Below are 15,104 nucleotides of genomic sequence, written 5' to 3'. Positions count from 1 at the left end.
GCGCCGGGTCGGTGGACGGGCGTAGATTGCGCCCATGGACCCGATCCAGATCCGGGATCTGACCAAGCGGTTCGGGAGCACGGTCGCGCTGGACGGCCTGACGATGTCGGTGGCCCAGGGGGAGGTGCACGGCTTCCTGGGTCCCAACGGGTCGGGCAAGTCGACCACCCTGCGCGTCCTGCTCGGGCTGCTGCGCCCCGACGGCGGCTCCGCCCGGCTGCTCGGTGGCGACCCCTGGGCCGACGCCGCCCAGCTGCACCGCCGGCTGGCCTACGTCCCGGGTGACGTCGCGCTGTGGCCCGGTCTGACCGGCGGCGAGGTCATCGACCTGCTCGGACGGCTGCGGGGCGGCCTGGACCCGGCCCGCCGGGACGAGCTGCTCGACCGCTTCGACCTGGACCCCCGGCGCCGGGGCTCGACCTACTCCAAGGGCAACCGGCAGAAGGTCGCGCTCGTGGCCGCACTGGCCTCCGACGTCGAGCTCCTGCTCCTCGACGAGCCGACCTCGGGCCTGGACCCGCTCATGGAGGCGCAGTTCCGCGAGGTGGTCGGCGAGCAGCGGGGACGGGGGCGCACCGTCCTGCTCTCCAGCCACATCCTCTCGGAGGTGGAGCACCAGTGCGACCGGGTCTCCATCATCCGCGCCGGCCGGGTCGTGGAGAGCGGCACGCTGGCCGAGCTGCGCCACCTGACCCGCACGCAGGTGGAGGCCGAGCTGGCCACGCCGGTCCCGCCCGAGCTGGCGCACGCCCCCGGCGTGCACGACGCGGTGGTCGACGGCCACCTGCTGACCTGCCAGGTCGACGACGTCGCCCTGGGCGACCTGCTGGCCCGGCTCCTGCCCCTGGGCGTGCGCAGCCTGCGCTCCTCCCCGCCCACCCTGGAGCAGCTGTTCCTGCGGCACTACGACGGCTCGCGCCGATGACCGGCACCCGGGCCCTCGTCGCGCTGGCGCTGCGCCGCAGCCGCTGGTACTACCTGGCCTGGGTGGTCGGCCTGGCGGTCCTCGCGCCCGCCACCGCGGCGGCCTACGAGACGGTCGTCGGCGGGCTGGCCGGGGCGGGCGCCCTGGACGTCATGGCCGCCAACCCCACGATGCGCGCCATGCTCGGCCCGCCGCACGACCTCACCACCCCGGGCGGCTTCACCGTCTGGCGCGTCGGCACCTTCGTGGCCACCCTGGCCGGGCTGATGGCGGTGCTGGGCGTGGTCCGGGTGACCCGGGCCGACGAGGAGGAGGGCCGCACCGAGCTGCTGCGCTCCGGCGTCGTGGGCCGGCACGCCCCGTTGACCGCCGCGCTGGTCGTCGGCCTGCTGGCCGTCGGGGTCCTGGGCCTGCTGCTGACGGTGGGCATGGTGCTCGTGGGCGAGCCGGTGGGCGGGTCGGTCGCCTTCGGCGTCGGCACGGCCCTCACCGGCGCCGTGTTCGTCGGCGTGGGCGCGGTGACCGCCCAGCTGACGGCGAGCGCCCGGGCCGCCCGCGGTCTGGGCCTGGCGGTGCTGGGTGGCGCCTACCTGCTGCGGGCGGTGGCCGACGCCGCCGCGGACGGTTCGACGGTGCAGGCTCTGCGCTGGGCCTCCCCGGTGGAGTGGATGGCCCTGGCCAGGCCCTACGCCGAGGAGCGCTGGGCGGTCCTCCTCCTGCCCCTGGTGCTCACCGCGCTCCTCGTGGTCGGCGCCTTCGCCCTGGAGGAGCGGCGCGACCACGGGTCGGGGGTGTATGCCGTCCGGCCGGGTCCGGCGGGAGCCGCGCCCGGGCTGCGCTCGCCGCTGGGGCTGGCCTGGCGCCTGCACCGCCCCGGGGTGCTCGGCTGGGTGCTGGGACTGTCGGTCTTCGCCCTGGGGATGGGCTCGCTGACCGGCAGCTTCGAGCGGATGATCGCCGACCTGCCCCAGTTCGAGGTCGTGCTGCGGCGGATGGGAGGCGGCGCGGACCAGCTCGTCGACGCCTTCTACGTGGCGATGCTCGGTCTGGTCTCGGTGCTCATCGCCGTGCTCGTCGTGCTCGTCTGGCAGCGGCTGGCCGCCGAGGAGCGCCTGGGCCACGCCGAGCTCGTCCTGTCCACCGCGGTCCGGCGCACCCGGTTCGCCCTGTCGCACCTGGCCGTCGCGGTCGTGGTCGGTCTCGGCACGTCTGCGCTCTTCGGGGCCCTCCTCGGGGCGCCCTACGCGGTGGAGACCGGCAGCGGCGACGTCGTCACCAGGGCGACCGGGGCCTCGCTGGCGCTGGCGCCCGGCGCCCTGCTCGTCCTCGGGGTGGCCGTGGCGCTGCACGGCTGGGTCCCGCGGGCCGGATGGCTGGTGTGGCTGCTGCTCGGGTGGTCCCTGTTCATGGTCTGGGTGGGGACTACCCTGGGACTGCCCGGATGGCTCACCGCCCTGACCCCCTGGGAACCGCTGCCCACGCTGCCGGTGGAGGAGATGGCCTGGACGCCGGTGCTGGCGACCACCCTGGCGGCGGTGGCCCTCATGGCGGTGGGCCTGGCGGGCTACCGCCGCCGGGACGTCGGCACCGGCTGACCTCCCGGCCACCACCGCTGCACGGCCAGCGCTCCGCTCGCGGCACCCAGGTCGCCCAGGGTGAGGAGCACCCGCGAGAGCAGGACGACGACGAGGATGCCACCCGCGTCCAGCACCGGGGCCATCGCCAGGGCCAGGACGGCCTCCCGGGCCCCCACCCCCGCGGGCAGGAACACCAGGGCGGTGCCCACGATCCACGCGAGCGCGTAACCGCCCACCGAGAGCCTGAGCAGCGGCAGGCCGGGGTCCGCGCCGACGGCCACGGCCAGCACGAGGACCTGGAGACCGATCGCGACCCAGGAGGCCAGCGACCAGAGCGAGCCCACGGCGACCGCGGCGGCGTCCAGCCGTTCGGCGGCCGGCGGCTGCCGGGCGACGCGCAGGAAGAGGCCGAGCACCCGGTCGAGGACCGGCGGGAGCATCGCGAGCAGGGCCAGCGGCGCCAGGAGCGTCAACCATCCGTGGGTCGCCAGGGGGGTTCCCGGCACCCCGGGCAGGGTGAGCAGCACGAGCAGGCCACCCACCAGTGCGGAGAGGAGCACGCCCACGAGGAGGGTCCCGACGGTGCGCCGTCGGCCGACCCCGCGGTCGCGGCCGAGCTCGGCGGAGGCGAGCAGGTTCCAGACGCCACCGGGCAGGTACTTGCCGACCTGCCCCACCAGGTAGACCACCGCGGCGTCGCGCACCCCCAGCCGCACCCCGTGCCCGCCCGCGACCGCCCGCCACGACAGGGCCGCGAAGAGGACGTTGAGCAGGGAGAGCGCCGACGCGAGCGCCACGAACGACCACGAGACCTGGCGCAGCGCCTGCCCGACCGCCTCGCGCTCGAGGGCCACGGCGACGACCGCCGCCGCCACCGCGGCGACGACGAACCCCCGTCGGACCCACCGCGAGCGCAGGCCCGCCAGCACGCGCCCCGCCGTGCCGACCGGGCGCTCAGCACCCGCGGTGCCGCCGGGGTCCCCGGCACCCGAGGGGCCGACGCCGCGCTCCCGCGACGTACTCTCCCCGGGACCGGTCATGACCCGCGAGCGTATCCGCCCCTCGCGCCCGCCGGGGGTTCTCGCACCTGGGAGCCGGCTGGAGCCCGGCTGGGACCGACGTCCAGACCCGGCCCGTAGCATCACCAGGATGCGACGCATCCTGCAGCCCGTGACCGGCACGACCCGCAGCAGGAGCCGCGGCGCCCTGGGGATCGCCCTCGCCGCCACGCTCGCCCTCGCGGCCTGCTCGACCCCCGACGGTCAGGACGGCCAGGGCGACGACGCCGCCGTCACCTCCGGGGCGGACGCCGGCTCCGGTGCGGACGCGGCCTCCGCCACCACCGATGCCGGATCGGCCACGGCCGACGGGACCGCGGGGATCGACCCCGACGCCCTGCCCGACCCCGTCGCCGAGGTCAACGGCGAGCAGATCACCCGGGCGGACTTCGTCGAGGTGTTCGAGCAGCAGCTGGAGGCCAGCCGGCAGCAGGAGCAGGCGGGCGGCCCCCCGGTCGACGAGGTCGCGCTGAGCGAGGGTGTCCTCGAGTCCCTCGTCGGCAGCGCCCTGCTGACCCAGGAGGGCGAGCGGCTGGGCCTGGAGGCCAGCAACGAGGAGATCGACGCCGAGCTCGACACGCTGGCCGAGCTCAACGGGGTCGGTTCCGGGGACGAGCTCGTCGCCGTGCTGGGCGAGCAGGGGATGGCCGAGGAGCAGGTCCGCGAGGAGGTGGGCCGGCTGCTGCTCATCGACGAGCTGGTGCAGGAGCAGGGACAGGTGCAGGCCCCGAGCGAGGAGGAGCTGCGCGCCTACTACGAGGAGCTCACCGGCAGCGTCGACGGCGCGGACGACGCCGCGGCCACCGGCGGGGCGGACGACAGCTCGGTCCCCGCGTTCGACGACGTGCAGGAGCAGCTGGCCGAGCAGCTCACCCGGGAGCGTGAGAACGAGGCGCTGGCCACCATCCTCGAGGAGCTGGAGGAGGACGCGGAGATCGTCCGGAACCTCTGACCGGCGGGCTGCCCTCAGCCGCCGGCGAGGGCGCGCACCACCCTGGAGGGGGCCGGGCGTCCCAGCTGCTCGGCCATCCAGGTGCTCGTGGCGACCAGGGCGTCGAGGTCGACGCCGGTCTCCACGCCCATACCGTCGAGGGCCCAGACGAGGTCCTCGGTGGCGAGGTTGCCGGTGGCCGACCGTGCGTAGGGGCAGCCGCCGAGGCCGCCGGTGGCCGCGTCGACGACGCTCACCCCGTGCTGCAGCGCCGTGAGGGTGTTCGAGAGGGCCTGGCCGTAGGTGTCGTGGAAGTGCACGGCCACCTGGTCGGCCCCGATCCCGGCGGCGTCCAGCGCCGAGAGCAGCCGGACGACCTGTCCCGGCGTCCCCACCCCGACCGTGTCGCCGATCGAGAGCTGGTCGCAGCCCAGGTCCATGAGGTGGGAGCACACGTCCACGACCTGGCCCACCGGCACGGGCCCCTCCCAGGGGTCCCCGAAGCACATGGACACGTAGGCACGCACCCAGGCGCCGCCGTCCAGGGCCCGGCGCACCACCGGGGCGAACATCTCCAGGGACTCGCCCACCGAACGGTTGAGGTTCTTTCGGGCGAAGGTCTCGGTGGCGCTGGCGAACACCGCGACCGCGCCGACGCCCTTGTCCAGGGCACGGTCCAGGCCGCGCTCGTTCGGGACCAGGACCGGACGCTGCTGCCCGGTGCCGAGGGGTCCGAGCAGGTCGAGCAGCTCTTCGGCGTCACCGAGCTGCGGCACCCACCGCTTCGGGACGAAGCTGGTCAGCTCGACCGTGTCCAGCCCGGCGTCCAGCAGTCGGCGCACGAACTCTGCCTTGGTCTCCACCGGCACCGAGGTCGGCTCGTTCTGCAACCCGTCCCGGGGACCCACCTCGTAGATCGTCACCCGGTCGGGCATCCCCGGCATCGGGACGGTCATCGGCAGCTGGCGGGACTCCGGCGTCATGGGCCCCATCATCCCCCAGCCACCGACGGGAGCAGCACCGCGCGGAAGGGGTGCGCGGACCGGGGACGGGTGCGCGGACCGGGGACGGGTGCGGGGCCCGGGGTCAGGTGCGCGGCTCGCAGCCAGTGGTCAGGTGCGCGGCTCGCGACCGACCGGCTGCGTCGGCTCCGGCAGCAGCGCCGACGGGGTCCGCAGCGGCACGCGCACCGGGCTCCCGGGCCGCACCTGCAGGGCCGCCCCGTCGACCACGACGGTCACCGGCCCCTCCCCCCGCCGCAGCGTGACCGTGGTGCCCTCCCGCGTCGTCTCGACCCGGAGCACCCGGCCCCGCCAGGTGAGGTGGAACGCCGTCCGCTCCAGCGCCTGCGGCAGCACCGGCGAGAGCTCCAGCTCCTCGCGGTCCTCGCGCAGCCCCCCGAGCCCGGCCACGAGCGCCAGCCAGGAGCCGGCGACCGAGGCCAGGTGCAGGCCCTCGTCCGTGTCCCCCTGCACGTCGCGCAGGTCCACGAGGGCGGTCTCCCGCAGGTAGCGCAGCGCGAGGTCCGGGTGGCCGGCCTGGGCGCAGACCACCGCCTGGACCGCCGCGGAGAGGGAGGAGTCGCGCACCGTCCTGGCCTCGTAGTAGTCCAGGTCGCGCGCCACCTCCTCGTCGGTGAAGTCGTCGCGGCACCACCACAGGGCCTGGACGAGGTCGGCCTGCTTGAGCACCTGGCGACGGTAGATCTTGGCGTAGTGGTGGTGCTCCTGCAGCGGATAGGAGTCCTGGTGGTCGGCGAAGCGCCACTCGCGGTAGGTGGTGAAGTGGTCGTTCATCGGATGCACCTGCCGCTCCTCGTCCCACGGGACGTGCACCGACGCGGCGGCGTCCCGCCACGCGTCGACCTCCTCGGGCCCGACGTCGAGCCGGCCGACCAGGGCGGGCTCCTCCTCCGCGGCCTCGGCCGCCCACAGCAGGTTGCGACGCGCCATGAGGTTGGTGAAGACGTTGTCGTCCACGACCCCCGTGTACTCGTCCGGCCCGGTCATCCCCAGCAGGTGCCACCCGCCCCCGGCGTCGCGGTGGCCCATCGACATCCACAGCCGGGCGGTGTCCACGAGGATCTCGCCGAGCCTCAGGTCGTCGTCGAACGGCGCGCCGGTGACGTTGCGGTGCAGCCAGAAGGCCCGGACGACGTCGGCGTTGACGTGCATCGCGGCCGTGCTGGCGGGCCAGTACGGCGAGCACTCGCGGCCGTCGATCGTGCGCCAGGCGAAGGTGGCCCCCTGCAGGTCCAGGACGTCCGCCCGGCGGCGCGCCTCGTCCAGCGAGCCGGCCCGCCAGCGCAGCAGCCGTCGCGCCACGTCGGGCCGCAGCAGGGTCAGCGCCGGGACGACGAAGCCCTCGATGTCCCAGAACGTGTGCCCGTCGTAGCCCAGGCCGCTCAGCCCCTTCGCCCCCACCGGCGCGTCGCTGATGACCGCCGCGGAGCTGAACAGCTGGAAGAGGCAGTAGCGCAGCGCCTGCTGCAGCTCCGGCCCGCCGTCGCCGTCGACCTCCACGTCGGCCGTGTCCCAGAAGTCGTCGAGCACCTCGCGCTGGGCCGCCAGCAGCCCGTCCCACCCCAGGTCGCTCCCCGACACGACGGCGGCCCGGGCCAGGTCGAGGACGTCCCCCGGGTCGCCCTCCCGCTGCCACGCGTAGCCCAGGACCTTGGTCAGGACCAGCTCCTCCCCCGCCGCCAGGTCGGCCGTCACCGTGGTGCGCACCGTGTGGTCGGACAGCTCGGTCCCCACCGTCCCGGGGCCCTGCACCCGGTGGGCCACGGCCGACGCGACCACGACGTCCGACCGCCTGGTGCGGGCGACCATCTCCCCGCCGTCCGCGCCGGCGTGCTGGCGCAGCACCTCGAACGGTTCGGCGAGGACCTCCTCGACCCGGGGGTCGCCCTTGGTGACCGACGGGCGGTCCACGAGCCCGGCCAGGTCGGACCGCAGGACGAGGTGCGCGGGGCCGTCCACCGCCCGCACCGTGTAGCGCACGGCGCACACGGCCCGTTCCCGCAGCGAGACCAGACGCCGGGAGCGGACCTGCAGGGTCGTGCCCGAGGGCAGGGTCCACTCCACGTGCCGGTCCAGGGTGCCGGAGCGCAGGTCGAGCGTCCGCTCGTGCCGGCGCGGACGGACGCTGCGGGCGTCGACCGCCGCGCCGTCGACGACCAGCCGGACCACGGTCCCGTCGGCCACCGAGACGACGGCCTGCCCCTCCGGCGGGTCGCCGTACCCCCGCTCGGGGTAGGACAGGGGGTAGGTCTCGAAGACGCCGGACAGGAAGGTGCCGCGGGTCGTGCACGGACGCCCCTCGTCCAGGGTGCCGCGCAGGCCGACGAAACCGTTGGCCAGGCTGAACAGCGTCTCGGAGACCGGCAGCCGCTCCACGTCGACCTCGGGCTCACGGACGGTCCACGGGTCGACGTCCAGGTGCGGTGCGCTCACGTCGACTTCCTACCGTGAGCGGCGCGTCCGCGCGACCCGGCGGACGCACGCCGGCGGCCGACCCGGAATGCCCGGACCCCCGCGCACCGTTGTCCCCACGATGAACGGCCCACTGATCGTCCAGTCCGACAAGACCCTCCTCCTCGAGGTCGACCACCCCGACGCGGAGGCGGCCCGTCGTGACGTCGCGCCGTTCGCCGAGCTGGAGCGAGCCCCGGAGCACGTGCACACCTACCGCATCACCCCCCTGGGGCTGTGGAACGCCCGGGCCGCGGGGCACGACGCCGAGCAGGTGGTGCACGCCCTGCTCACGCACAGCCGCTACCCGGTGCCGCAGGCCCTCCTGGTGGACGTCGCCGACACGATGGCCCGCTACGGCCGCCTGTCGCTGGCCAAGGAACCCGTCGACGGGGAGAACGACCCGCAGACCGGGCTGCCCGTGACCCGTCTGGTCCTGCGCACGACCGACCGCGCGGTGCTCACCGAGGTGCTGCGGCACAAGCGGATCAAGCCCCTCGTCGGCGAGCGCGTCGACGAGGACTCCGTGGTCGTGCACGCCTCCGAGCGGGGCCACCTGAAGCAGGAGCTGCTCAAGGTCGGCTGGCCCGCGGAGGACCTGGCCGGCTACGTCGACGGCGAGGCCCATCCGATCGAGCTGGCGACCGGGGGCAAGGACGACGGGCACGGCGGGCGCAGTCCCGCGTGGTCCCTGCGCCCCTACCAGCAGCAGGCGGTCGACGGCTTCTGGGACGGCGGCTCGGGCGTCGTGGTGCTGCCGTGCGGCGCCGGCAAGACGCTCGTCGGGGCGGGGGCGATGGCGCGCTCGCAGACCACGACCCTGATCCTGGTGACCAACACCGTCTCGGCCCGCCAGTGGCGCGAGGAGCTGCTGCGCCGCACGAGCCTCACCGAGGACGAGATCGGTGAGTACTCCGGCGCCCGCAAGGAGATCCGCCCGGTCACCATCGCGACCTACCAGGTGCTGACGACGAAGCGCAAGGGCGTCTTCCCCCACCTCGACCTGCTCGACGCCCGCGACTGGGGCCTGGTGCTCTACGACGAGGTGCACCTGCTGCCCGCCCCGATCTTCCGCATGACCGCGGACCTGCAGGCCCGCCGGCGCCTGGGGCTGACGGCCACCCTCGTGCGCGAGGACGGGCGCGAGTCCGACGTCTTCTCCCTCATCGGCCCCAAGCGCTACGACGCCCCCTGGAAGGACATCGAGGCCCAGGGGTGGATCGCGCCGGCCGACTGCGTCGAGGTGCGGGTCTCCCTGCCGGAGTCCATGCGGATGGCGTATGCCGTGGCCGAGCCGGACGAGCGCTACCGCTTCGCCGCCTGCGCCCCGGCCAAGGACGCGGTCGTCGAGACGCTCGTCGAGCGTCACCGGGGCGAGCCGACCCTGGTCATCGGTCAGTACCTCGACCAGCTCGAGCAGCTGGCGGAGCGGCTGGAGGCCCCCCTCATCACCGGGGCCACCACCGTCACCCGGCGCCAGGAGCTCTTCCGACAGTTCCGCGAGGGCGAGATCGACCTGCTCGTGGTCAGCAAGGTCGCCAACTTCTCCATCGACCTGCCCGAGGCCTCCGTGGCCATCCAGGTCTCCGGCACGTTCGGATCCCGCCAGGAGGAGGCCCAGCGCCTCGGGCGGGTGCTGCGGCCCAAGGGCGACGGGCGCACGGCGCACTTCTACACCACGGTGGCCCGGGACACGGTGGACGCGGAGTTCGCGGCCCACCGCCAGCGTTTCCTCGCCGAGCAGGGCTACGCCTACCGGATCGTGGACGCCGACGACCTGGAGACCCTCGACCGCGCCTGACCCCCTGGGGTGACGCGGGACGCCATACCGGGTGGAATGGGGGCATGGCTCCCCACGACACCGTCCTGCTCGACGTCGACGGCACGCTCGCCGACACCACCTACCACCACGCGCTCGCCTGGGCGAGGGCCTTCGCCGCGCACGACCTCACGCCGCCGCTGTGGCAGGTGCACCGGGCGATCGGCATGGGCGGGGACAAGCTCGTCGCCGCGGTCGCCGGGGACGACGTCGAGGAGCGTTCCGGGGACGCGCTGCGCGAGCGCTGGGAGGAGGAGTACGAGCGCCTCCTGCCCGAGATCGTGCTGCTGCCCGGCGCCCGCGACCTCGTGCTCCTCCTGTCCGGCCGGGGCGTGCGGGTGGCGCTGGCCTCCTCGGGGAAGGCCCGGTTCACCGACCACGTGGTCGGCCTGCTCGACCTGCCCGCCGACACCCTGGCCGCCACGACCAGCTCGGACGACGCGGAGCACTCCAAGCCCGAGCCGGACATCCTGACCAGCGCGCTCGAGGCCGCGGGCGGGTCCTCGGCCGTCGTGGTCGGCGACACCACCTACGACGTCACCGCGGCCGCCCGCATGGGAGCTCCGTGCGTGGCCCTGCTCTCCGGCGGCTTCGGCCGCGTCGAGCTCGAGGACGCCGGCGCGGTGCACGTGGCCGGCACCCCCGAGGAGCTGCTGGAGGCCGACTGGGACGGTCTGCTCGCGGCGGAGCCCTCCCCGGCCGCCCGGGAGGACCGCACGCCGCTGGACCGCAGCGCCGGGTGAGGGGAACCGCACTCCCAGGCAGCTCCCAGAGGACTCCCAGGAGCGCGGGGGACCATGGGGACCATGAGCGCGCCGACCCAGGAGCCCGAGGCCACCCTGCTGGTGGTCGAGGACGAGACGAACATCCGTGAGCTGCTCACGACCAGCCTGCGCTTCGCCGGCTTCACCGTGCACGCCGCGCCCGACGGGCGGACCGCGCTGCAGCTGGCCGGCGAGCACGAGATCGACCTGGCCGTGCTCGACATCATGCTCCCCGACATGGACGGCTTCAGCGTGACGCGGACCCTGCGCGAGCGGGGGGCCGACCTGCCGATCGTCTTCCTCACCGCGCGCGACTCCCTGGACGACAAGATCAAGGGCCTGACGGTCGGCGGCGACGACTACGTGACCAAGCCGTTCAGCCTGGAGGAGGTGGTCGCCCGTATCCGGGCCGTGCTGCGCCGCACCCGGGTCGTGGACCCCGAGGACGACCTCGTCCTGCGGGTCGCCGACCTGGAGCTGGACGAGGACAGCCACGAGGTGCGGCGGGCCGGGAAGGTCATCGAGGTCTCCCCCACCGAGTTCAAGCTGCTGCGCTACCTCATGCTCAACCCCGGCCGGGTGCTGTCCAAGAGCCAGATCCTGGACCACGTGTGGGACTACGACTTCCGCGGCGAGATGAACATCGTGGAGTCCTACATCTCCTACCTGCGCCGCAAGATCGACGTCGTCGGCGACCCGCTGATCCACACCAAGCGCGGGGTCGGCTACGTGCTGCGCGCGCCGCGGCCGACCTGAGGTCCGCGCGGGTGATCCGCCGGCTGAGGAGCTGGACCTACCAGCGGCTGCACGGGCTGTCGCTGACGCACCGGCTCGTCGCCGTGGTCGTCCTGCTCGTGCTGGCCGCCTACGTGCTCACCACGTCGGTGTCGCTGATGATGCTCCGCGGCTACCTCGTCGACCGGGCGGACGCCGACCTGGGCGCCTACATCGAACCGCTCGCCCAGCGCACCTACAGCCAGATCGTGGAGGAGGCGACCGGGGAGCAGGTGGACCTGGAGCAGCAGACGTTCGTGCCGCCCAACCCCTACGTCGTCGTCTTCACCCCCGCCGACCCCTCCAGCCCCGCCCGCACGCGGGTCTTCCAGCCGCACCGGCTGGAGGTGAGCATGCCCGCGCTGCACCGCGTCGACGTGGAGGACCCCCGGCTCGGGGAGCACTTCACGGTCGACGGCGAGGACGGCGTGGGCTCCTGGCGGGTGCTGGCCGCGCAGCTGACCGACGGCCAGGGACGCACCGGCGGGACGATCGCGGTGGCCCTGCCGCTGACGAGCGTGGAGAGCACCGTGCGCACGCTGGCCTGGCTCACCGCCGTCATCGGACTGACCACCCTGGTCCTGGTGGGGGTGCTCGGCTGGTTCGCCGTGCGCCGGGCCTTCCGCCCCCTCACCCGGATCGAGGACACCGCCGCCGCCATCGCGGCCGGCGACCTGACCCGTCGCATCCCGCCGCGCGGGACCAACGACGAGGTCGGCTCCCTGGCGGACTCGCTCAACCGCATGCTGGCCCAGATCGAGCACTCCTTCGCGGCGCGGCAGGGGTCGGAACGACGGATGCGCGACTTCGTCGCCGACGCCTCCCACGAGCTGCGCACGCCCCTGGCCACGGTCAAGGGGTATGCCGAGCTGTTCCGGGTCGGGGCCGTGCCCCCCGGCGAGGTGCCGGGGGCGATGCGGCGGATCGAGGACGAGGCCACCCGCATGTCCCGGCTCGTGGAGGACCTGCTGACCCTCACCCGGCTGGACTCCGAGCCGCCGATGTCGCCCACCCGGGTGGACCTGACCGTGCTGGCCTCGGACACGGTCCAGGACGCGCGGGTGCGCACGCCGGACCGGACGGTGCGCCTGGTCGCCCTGGAGGACGCGGAGCGCTCGGCCGCCTCGGTCGTCGTCGGCGAGGACGGGGCGCTGCGGCAGGTGCTGACCAACCTGGTCGCCAACGCCCTGACCCACACTCCTTCCGGCACCCCCGTGGAGGTCGCGGTGGGGCGGGCCGACGGCACCGTGGCGGTCGAGGTCCGCGACCACGGCACCGGACTGGAGGAGGACGCCGCCCAGCGCGCGTTCGAGCGGTTCTACCGCGCCGACCGTTCCCGCAGCCGGGCCTCCGGCGGCACCGGCCTGGGCCTGGCGATCGTCGCGGCCATCGTCGCGCGGCACGGTGGCTCGGTGCGGCACCGGCCGACCCCCGGCGGCGGGGCGACCTTCCGGGTCGAGCTGCCCGCCGCCCCGCCCGACGGGTGGGACGCGCAGGAGTCCGTGGACGAGATGTCCTCGGGCGCCTGAGCCCGCGCCTGCGTCAGACGACGGCCTCGAGGAACTTCTGGGTGCGCTCGTGGCGGGGGTTGCCGAACAGCTCCGCCGGCGGGGCCTCCTCCAGGACGCGGCCGCCGTCGAACATCATCACCCGGTCGGAGACGTCGCGGGCGAACTGCATCTCGTGGGTGACGATGAGCATGGTGATGTCGGTGCTCGCCGCCACGTCCTTGAGGACGTTGAGGACGTCGCCCACGAGCTCGGGGTCCAGCGCGGAGGTGACCTCGTCCAGCAGGAGGATCTCCGGGTCCATCGCCAGGGCGCGGGCGATGGCCACCCGCTGCTGCTGGCCGCCCGAGAGCTCGGTGGGGTGTGCGTCGCCCCGGTGACCCAGCCCCACCTTGTCGAGCAGGGACAGGGCGTTCTCGGAGGCCTGCTCCCGGCTCTGGCCGAGCACGTGGATCGGTGCCTCGACGATGTTCTGCAGCACGGTCATGTTGGGGAAGAGGTTGAACTGCTGGAAGACCATGCCGATGCGCTTGCGCACCTCGGCGACCTGCCTGGCTCGCAGCTCGACCCGCTTCCCGTCCCGCCGGTCGTGGGTGAGCGGGTCCCCGTCCACCCAGATGTAGCCGCCGGTCAGCGTCTCCAGGGTCATCAGCAGCCGCAGGATCGTCGTCTTCCCCGACCCGGAGGGCCCGATGAGGGTCACCCGCTCGCCGCGGTCGACGGTGAAGTTGAGGTCCTCCAGGACCGTCGTGCGGCCGAACTTCTTCTGCACGTCCTCGAACCGGACGCGGGGCTCCTCGCCGCCGCCGGGGCGCTGGCCGTCGGTCGACCCGGTCGGACCGGCGTCGGGGTCGGGGTGGGATCGGTGGTCCGGGTCAGTAGGCAAGTTTCTTCTCCAGCTTCTGCATCAGGACCGCGGTGGGGTAGCTGGCCAGCAGGAACAGCAGGCCGGCGACGGTCATCGCCTCGACGTAGGAGAAGTGGCGGCCGCCGAACTCGCGCGCGGCGGTCACCATCTCCGGCACCGAGATGAAGATCAGGAAGGGGGTGTCCTTGAACATCGCGATCGCCCAGTTGCCCAGCGAGGGCAGGGTGTTGCGGATGGCCTGCGGCAGGATCACCGCGCGCCAGGTCCGGTGCTGGGGCAGCGACAGCGCCTTGGCCGCCTCCCACTGTCCCTTGCCGATCGACTCGATGCCGGACCGGTAGGACTCGGCCATGTAGGTCGAGTAGTGGACGCCGATGACGAGGATGCCCACGGTGATCGGGCTGAGCTCGGTGAACGCGTAGTAGATCACCAGCAGGTGCACCGGCAGCGGCGTCATCCGGATGAAGTCCAGGACGAAGGCCAGCGGGCGGGCGACCACGGCGGGCAGCTCCCGCAGCGTGATCGCCCAGACCAGGCCGAGCGCCGCGGCGAGCAGCGAACCGACCACGGTCACCACCAGCGTGACCCGGACGAACGCCTCGATGAGGACGGGCAGGGCCTCCAGGAAGAGCTCTGTCTCGAACATCAGCTCACCTCGTTCCCGTCGATCCGCCCGGGGCGGTGGCTCCGGCCAGGACCCGGTCGGCGTCCTTGCGGGCCTTGCGGATCTCGAAGTCGCCCAGTCCGAGACGCCGCTGGGCGCGGGCCTCCATCTGGCGGAGCACCAGCGAGACGAGCCAGGCGATGGCGAAGTAGATGAACAGCGCCGCGACGAAGGCCGGCCACGTGCCCACCTCGCGCCGCGCCTGGTCGGCCTCGAAGGTGAGGTCGTTGAGCAGCACCAGACCGACGACGGCCGTGCCCTTGACGAGCATGACCGCGAGGTTGTTGATGCCGGGCAGCATCAGGGCCCACGCCTGGGGCCAGATGACCCGGCGCATCGTCGTGCCCCACGGCATCGACAGCGCGGTCGCGGTCTCCCACTGCCCCTGGGGCACCGCGTTCAGCGAACCCCGGACGACCTCGGCGCCGTAGGCGCCGTAGTTCAGGCCCAGGGCCAGGATCGCGGTCCACGTCGAGCCGATGTCCAGCCCGGTCAGGGTGGGGATGACGTAGAAGAGGAAGAAGAGCTGGACGACCAGCGAGGTGCCGCGGAAGAACTCGACGACCACGCGCGCGAACACCCGGAGCCACCGCGGGCCCTGGTGCAGGGCCAGGCCCAGCACCAGGGCGACCGCGAGCATCAGCACGGTCCCGCCGAGGAAGGCGACGAGGGTGTCCCGAAGACCCTCGCCGAGCAGCCGCGGCAGGACCGTGCCGAGGTCGGTGACGAACTCGGTCACGGGC

The 15,104-nt window shown here is 73.9% G+C and carries 13 protein-coding genes; 7 read left to right on the top strand and 6 right to left on the bottom strand.

Annotation, left to right across the window (positions count from 1 at the left end; all coding sequences use genetic code 11):
* The first annotated feature begins 34 nt into the window (after nucleotides 1–34).
* Both ACWHYA_RS08120 and ACWHYA_RS08115 read left to right on the top strand, forming a co-directional pair.
* Entirely contained in the window at nucleotides 35–925 is an 891-nt protein-coding gene (locus tag ACWHYA_RS08120) for an ABC transporter ATP-binding protein (RefSeq protein ID WP_425943151.1), read from the top strand.
* On the top strand, nucleotides 922–2,520 hold the full coding sequence (locus tag ACWHYA_RS08115; RefSeq protein ID WP_425943152.1) for an ABC transporter permease: 1,599 nt from the start codon (nucleotides 922–924) through the stop codon (nucleotides 2,518–2,520). The genes ACWHYA_RS08120 and ACWHYA_RS08115 overlap by 4 nt, the downstream gene beginning before the upstream one ends.
* Here ACWHYA_RS08115 and ACWHYA_RS08110 read toward each other — a convergent pair.
* Entirely contained in the window at nucleotides 2,490–3,542 is a 1,053-nt protein-coding gene (locus ACWHYA_RS08110; RefSeq protein ID WP_425943153.1) for a lysylphosphatidylglycerol synthase domain-containing protein, read from the bottom strand. The genes ACWHYA_RS08115 and ACWHYA_RS08110 overlap by 31 nt on opposite strands.
* A 109-nt stretch (nucleotides 3,543–3,651) precedes the next feature.
* On the opposite strand from ACWHYA_RS08110, the gene ACWHYA_RS08105 reads away from it, so the two are divergent.
* Complete coding sequence (locus ACWHYA_RS08105; RefSeq protein ID WP_425943154.1) at nucleotides 3,652–4,512, top strand: SurA N-terminal domain-containing protein; 861 nt, start codon at nucleotides 3,652–3,654, stop codon at nucleotides 4,510–4,512.
* Between the two features lie 14 nt (nucleotides 4,513–4,526).
* Here ACWHYA_RS08105 and ACWHYA_RS08100 read toward each other — a convergent pair whose 3' ends face one another.
* Nucleotides 4,527–5,474, bottom strand: coding sequence for a hydroxymethylglutaryl-CoA lyase (locus ACWHYA_RS08100; RefSeq protein WP_425943155.1), 948 nt, complete (start codon nucleotides 5,472–5,474; stop codon nucleotides 4,527–4,529).
* A gap of 129 nt (nucleotides 5,475–5,603) precedes the next feature.
* Nucleotides 5,604–7,946 (bottom strand): glycoside hydrolase family 65 protein, encoded by a 2,343-nt coding sequence (locus ACWHYA_RS08095; RefSeq protein WP_425943156.1) that lies wholly within the window; start codon nucleotides 7,944–7,946, stop codon nucleotides 5,604–5,606.
* 100 nt (nucleotides 7,947–8,046) lie between these two features.
* On the opposite strand from ACWHYA_RS08095, the gene ACWHYA_RS08090 reads away from it, so the two are divergent.
* From ACWHYA_RS08090 to ACWHYA_RS08075, 4 genes are all read left to right on the top strand, one after another.
* A complete protein-coding gene (locus ACWHYA_RS08090; protein ID WP_425943157.1) occupies nucleotides 8,047–9,765 on the top strand; it encodes a DNA repair helicase XPB in 1,719 nt (572 codons plus the stop codon).
* 44 nt (nucleotides 9,766–9,809) lie between these two features.
* Complete coding sequence (locus ACWHYA_RS08085; protein WP_425943158.1) at nucleotides 9,810–10,526, top strand: HAD family hydrolase; 717 nt, start codon at nucleotides 9,810–9,812, stop codon at nucleotides 10,524–10,526.
* A gap of 63 nt (nucleotides 10,527–10,589) precedes the next feature.
* Nucleotides 10,590–11,303: a response regulator transcription factor gene (locus ACWHYA_RS08080; RefSeq protein WP_425943159.1), complete on the top strand. Its 714-nt coding sequence runs from the start codon at nucleotides 10,590–10,592 to the stop codon at nucleotides 11,301–11,303.
* Nucleotides 11,304–11,314: 11 nt separating this feature from the next.
* Nucleotides 11,315–12,850 carry a sensor histidine kinase gene (locus tag ACWHYA_RS08075; protein ID WP_425943160.1) on the top strand — a complete coding sequence of 512 codons (1,536 nt, stop codon included), beginning with the start codon at nucleotides 11,315–11,317 and terminating at the stop codon, nucleotides 12,848–12,850.
* A gap of 13 nt (nucleotides 12,851–12,863) precedes the next feature.
* On the opposite strand, the gene ehuA is transcribed toward ACWHYA_RS08075, so the two are convergent.
* From ehuA to ACWHYA_RS08060, 3 genes are read right to left on the bottom strand one after another with little or no spacing between them, the layout of a single operon-like run.
* Nucleotides 12,864–13,715 carry an ectoine/hydroxyectoine ABC transporter ATP-binding protein EhuA gene (gene ehuA / locus ACWHYA_RS08070; RefSeq protein WP_425943161.1) on the bottom strand — a complete coding sequence of 284 codons (852 nt, stop codon included), beginning with the start codon at nucleotides 13,713–13,715 and terminating at the stop codon, nucleotides 12,864–12,866.
* Nucleotides 13,705–14,343: an amino acid ABC transporter permease gene (locus tag ACWHYA_RS08065; RefSeq protein WP_425943162.1), complete on the bottom strand. Its 639-nt coding sequence runs from the start codon at nucleotides 14,341–14,343 to the stop codon at nucleotides 13,705–13,707. The genes ehuA and ACWHYA_RS08065 overlap by 11 nt, the downstream gene beginning before the upstream one ends.
* A gap of 4 nt (nucleotides 14,344–14,347) precedes the next feature.
* A complete protein-coding gene (locus ACWHYA_RS08060) occupies nucleotides 14,348–15,100 on the bottom strand; it encodes an amino acid ABC transporter permease (protein WP_425943163.1) in 753 nt (250 codons plus the stop codon).
* Between the last annotated feature and the right edge of the window lie 4 nt (nucleotides 15,101–15,104).

It is taken from the genome of Ornithinimicrobium carbonis (genome assembly GCF_977012275.1).
Note: the sequence above shows the minus strand (reverse complement) of the source record. Positions and strands in the feature narration are given on the sequence as shown.

Coding starts and splice junctions, on each gene's coding strand:
- ACWHYA_RS08120 (WP_425943151.1), top strand. CDS start 35: ATGGACCCGATCCAGATCCGGGATCTGACCAAGCGGTTCGGGAGCACG.
- ACWHYA_RS08065 (WP_425943162.1), bottom strand. CDS start 14,343: ATGTTCGAGACAGAGCTCTTCCTGGAGGCCCTGCCCGTCCTCATCGAG.
- ACWHYA_RS08115 (WP_425943152.1), top strand. CDS start 922: ATGACCGGCACCCGGGCCCTCGTCGCGCTGGCGCTGCGCCGCAGCCGC.
- ACWHYA_RS08105 (WP_425943154.1), top strand. CDS start 3,652: ATGCGACGCATCCTGCAGCCCGTGACCGGCACGACCCGCAGCAGGAGC.
- ACWHYA_RS08100 (WP_425943155.1), bottom strand. CDS start 5,474: ATGACGCCGGAGTCCCGCCAGCTGCCGATGACCGTCCCGATGCCGGGG.
- ACWHYA_RS08080 (WP_425943159.1), top strand. CDS start 10,590: ATGAGCGCGCCGACCCAGGAGCCCGAGGCCACCCTGCTGGTGGTCGAG.
- ACWHYA_RS08085 (WP_425943158.1), top strand. CDS start 9,810: ATGGCTCCCCACGACACCGTCCTGCTCGACGTCGACGGCACGCTCGCC.
- ACWHYA_RS08090 (WP_425943157.1), top strand. CDS start 8,047: ATGAACGGCCCACTGATCGTCCAGTCCGACAAGACCCTCCTCCTCGAG.
- ACWHYA_RS08110 (WP_425943153.1), bottom strand. CDS start 3,542: ATGACCGGTCCCGGGGAGAGTACGTCGCGGGAGCGCGGCGTCGGCCCC.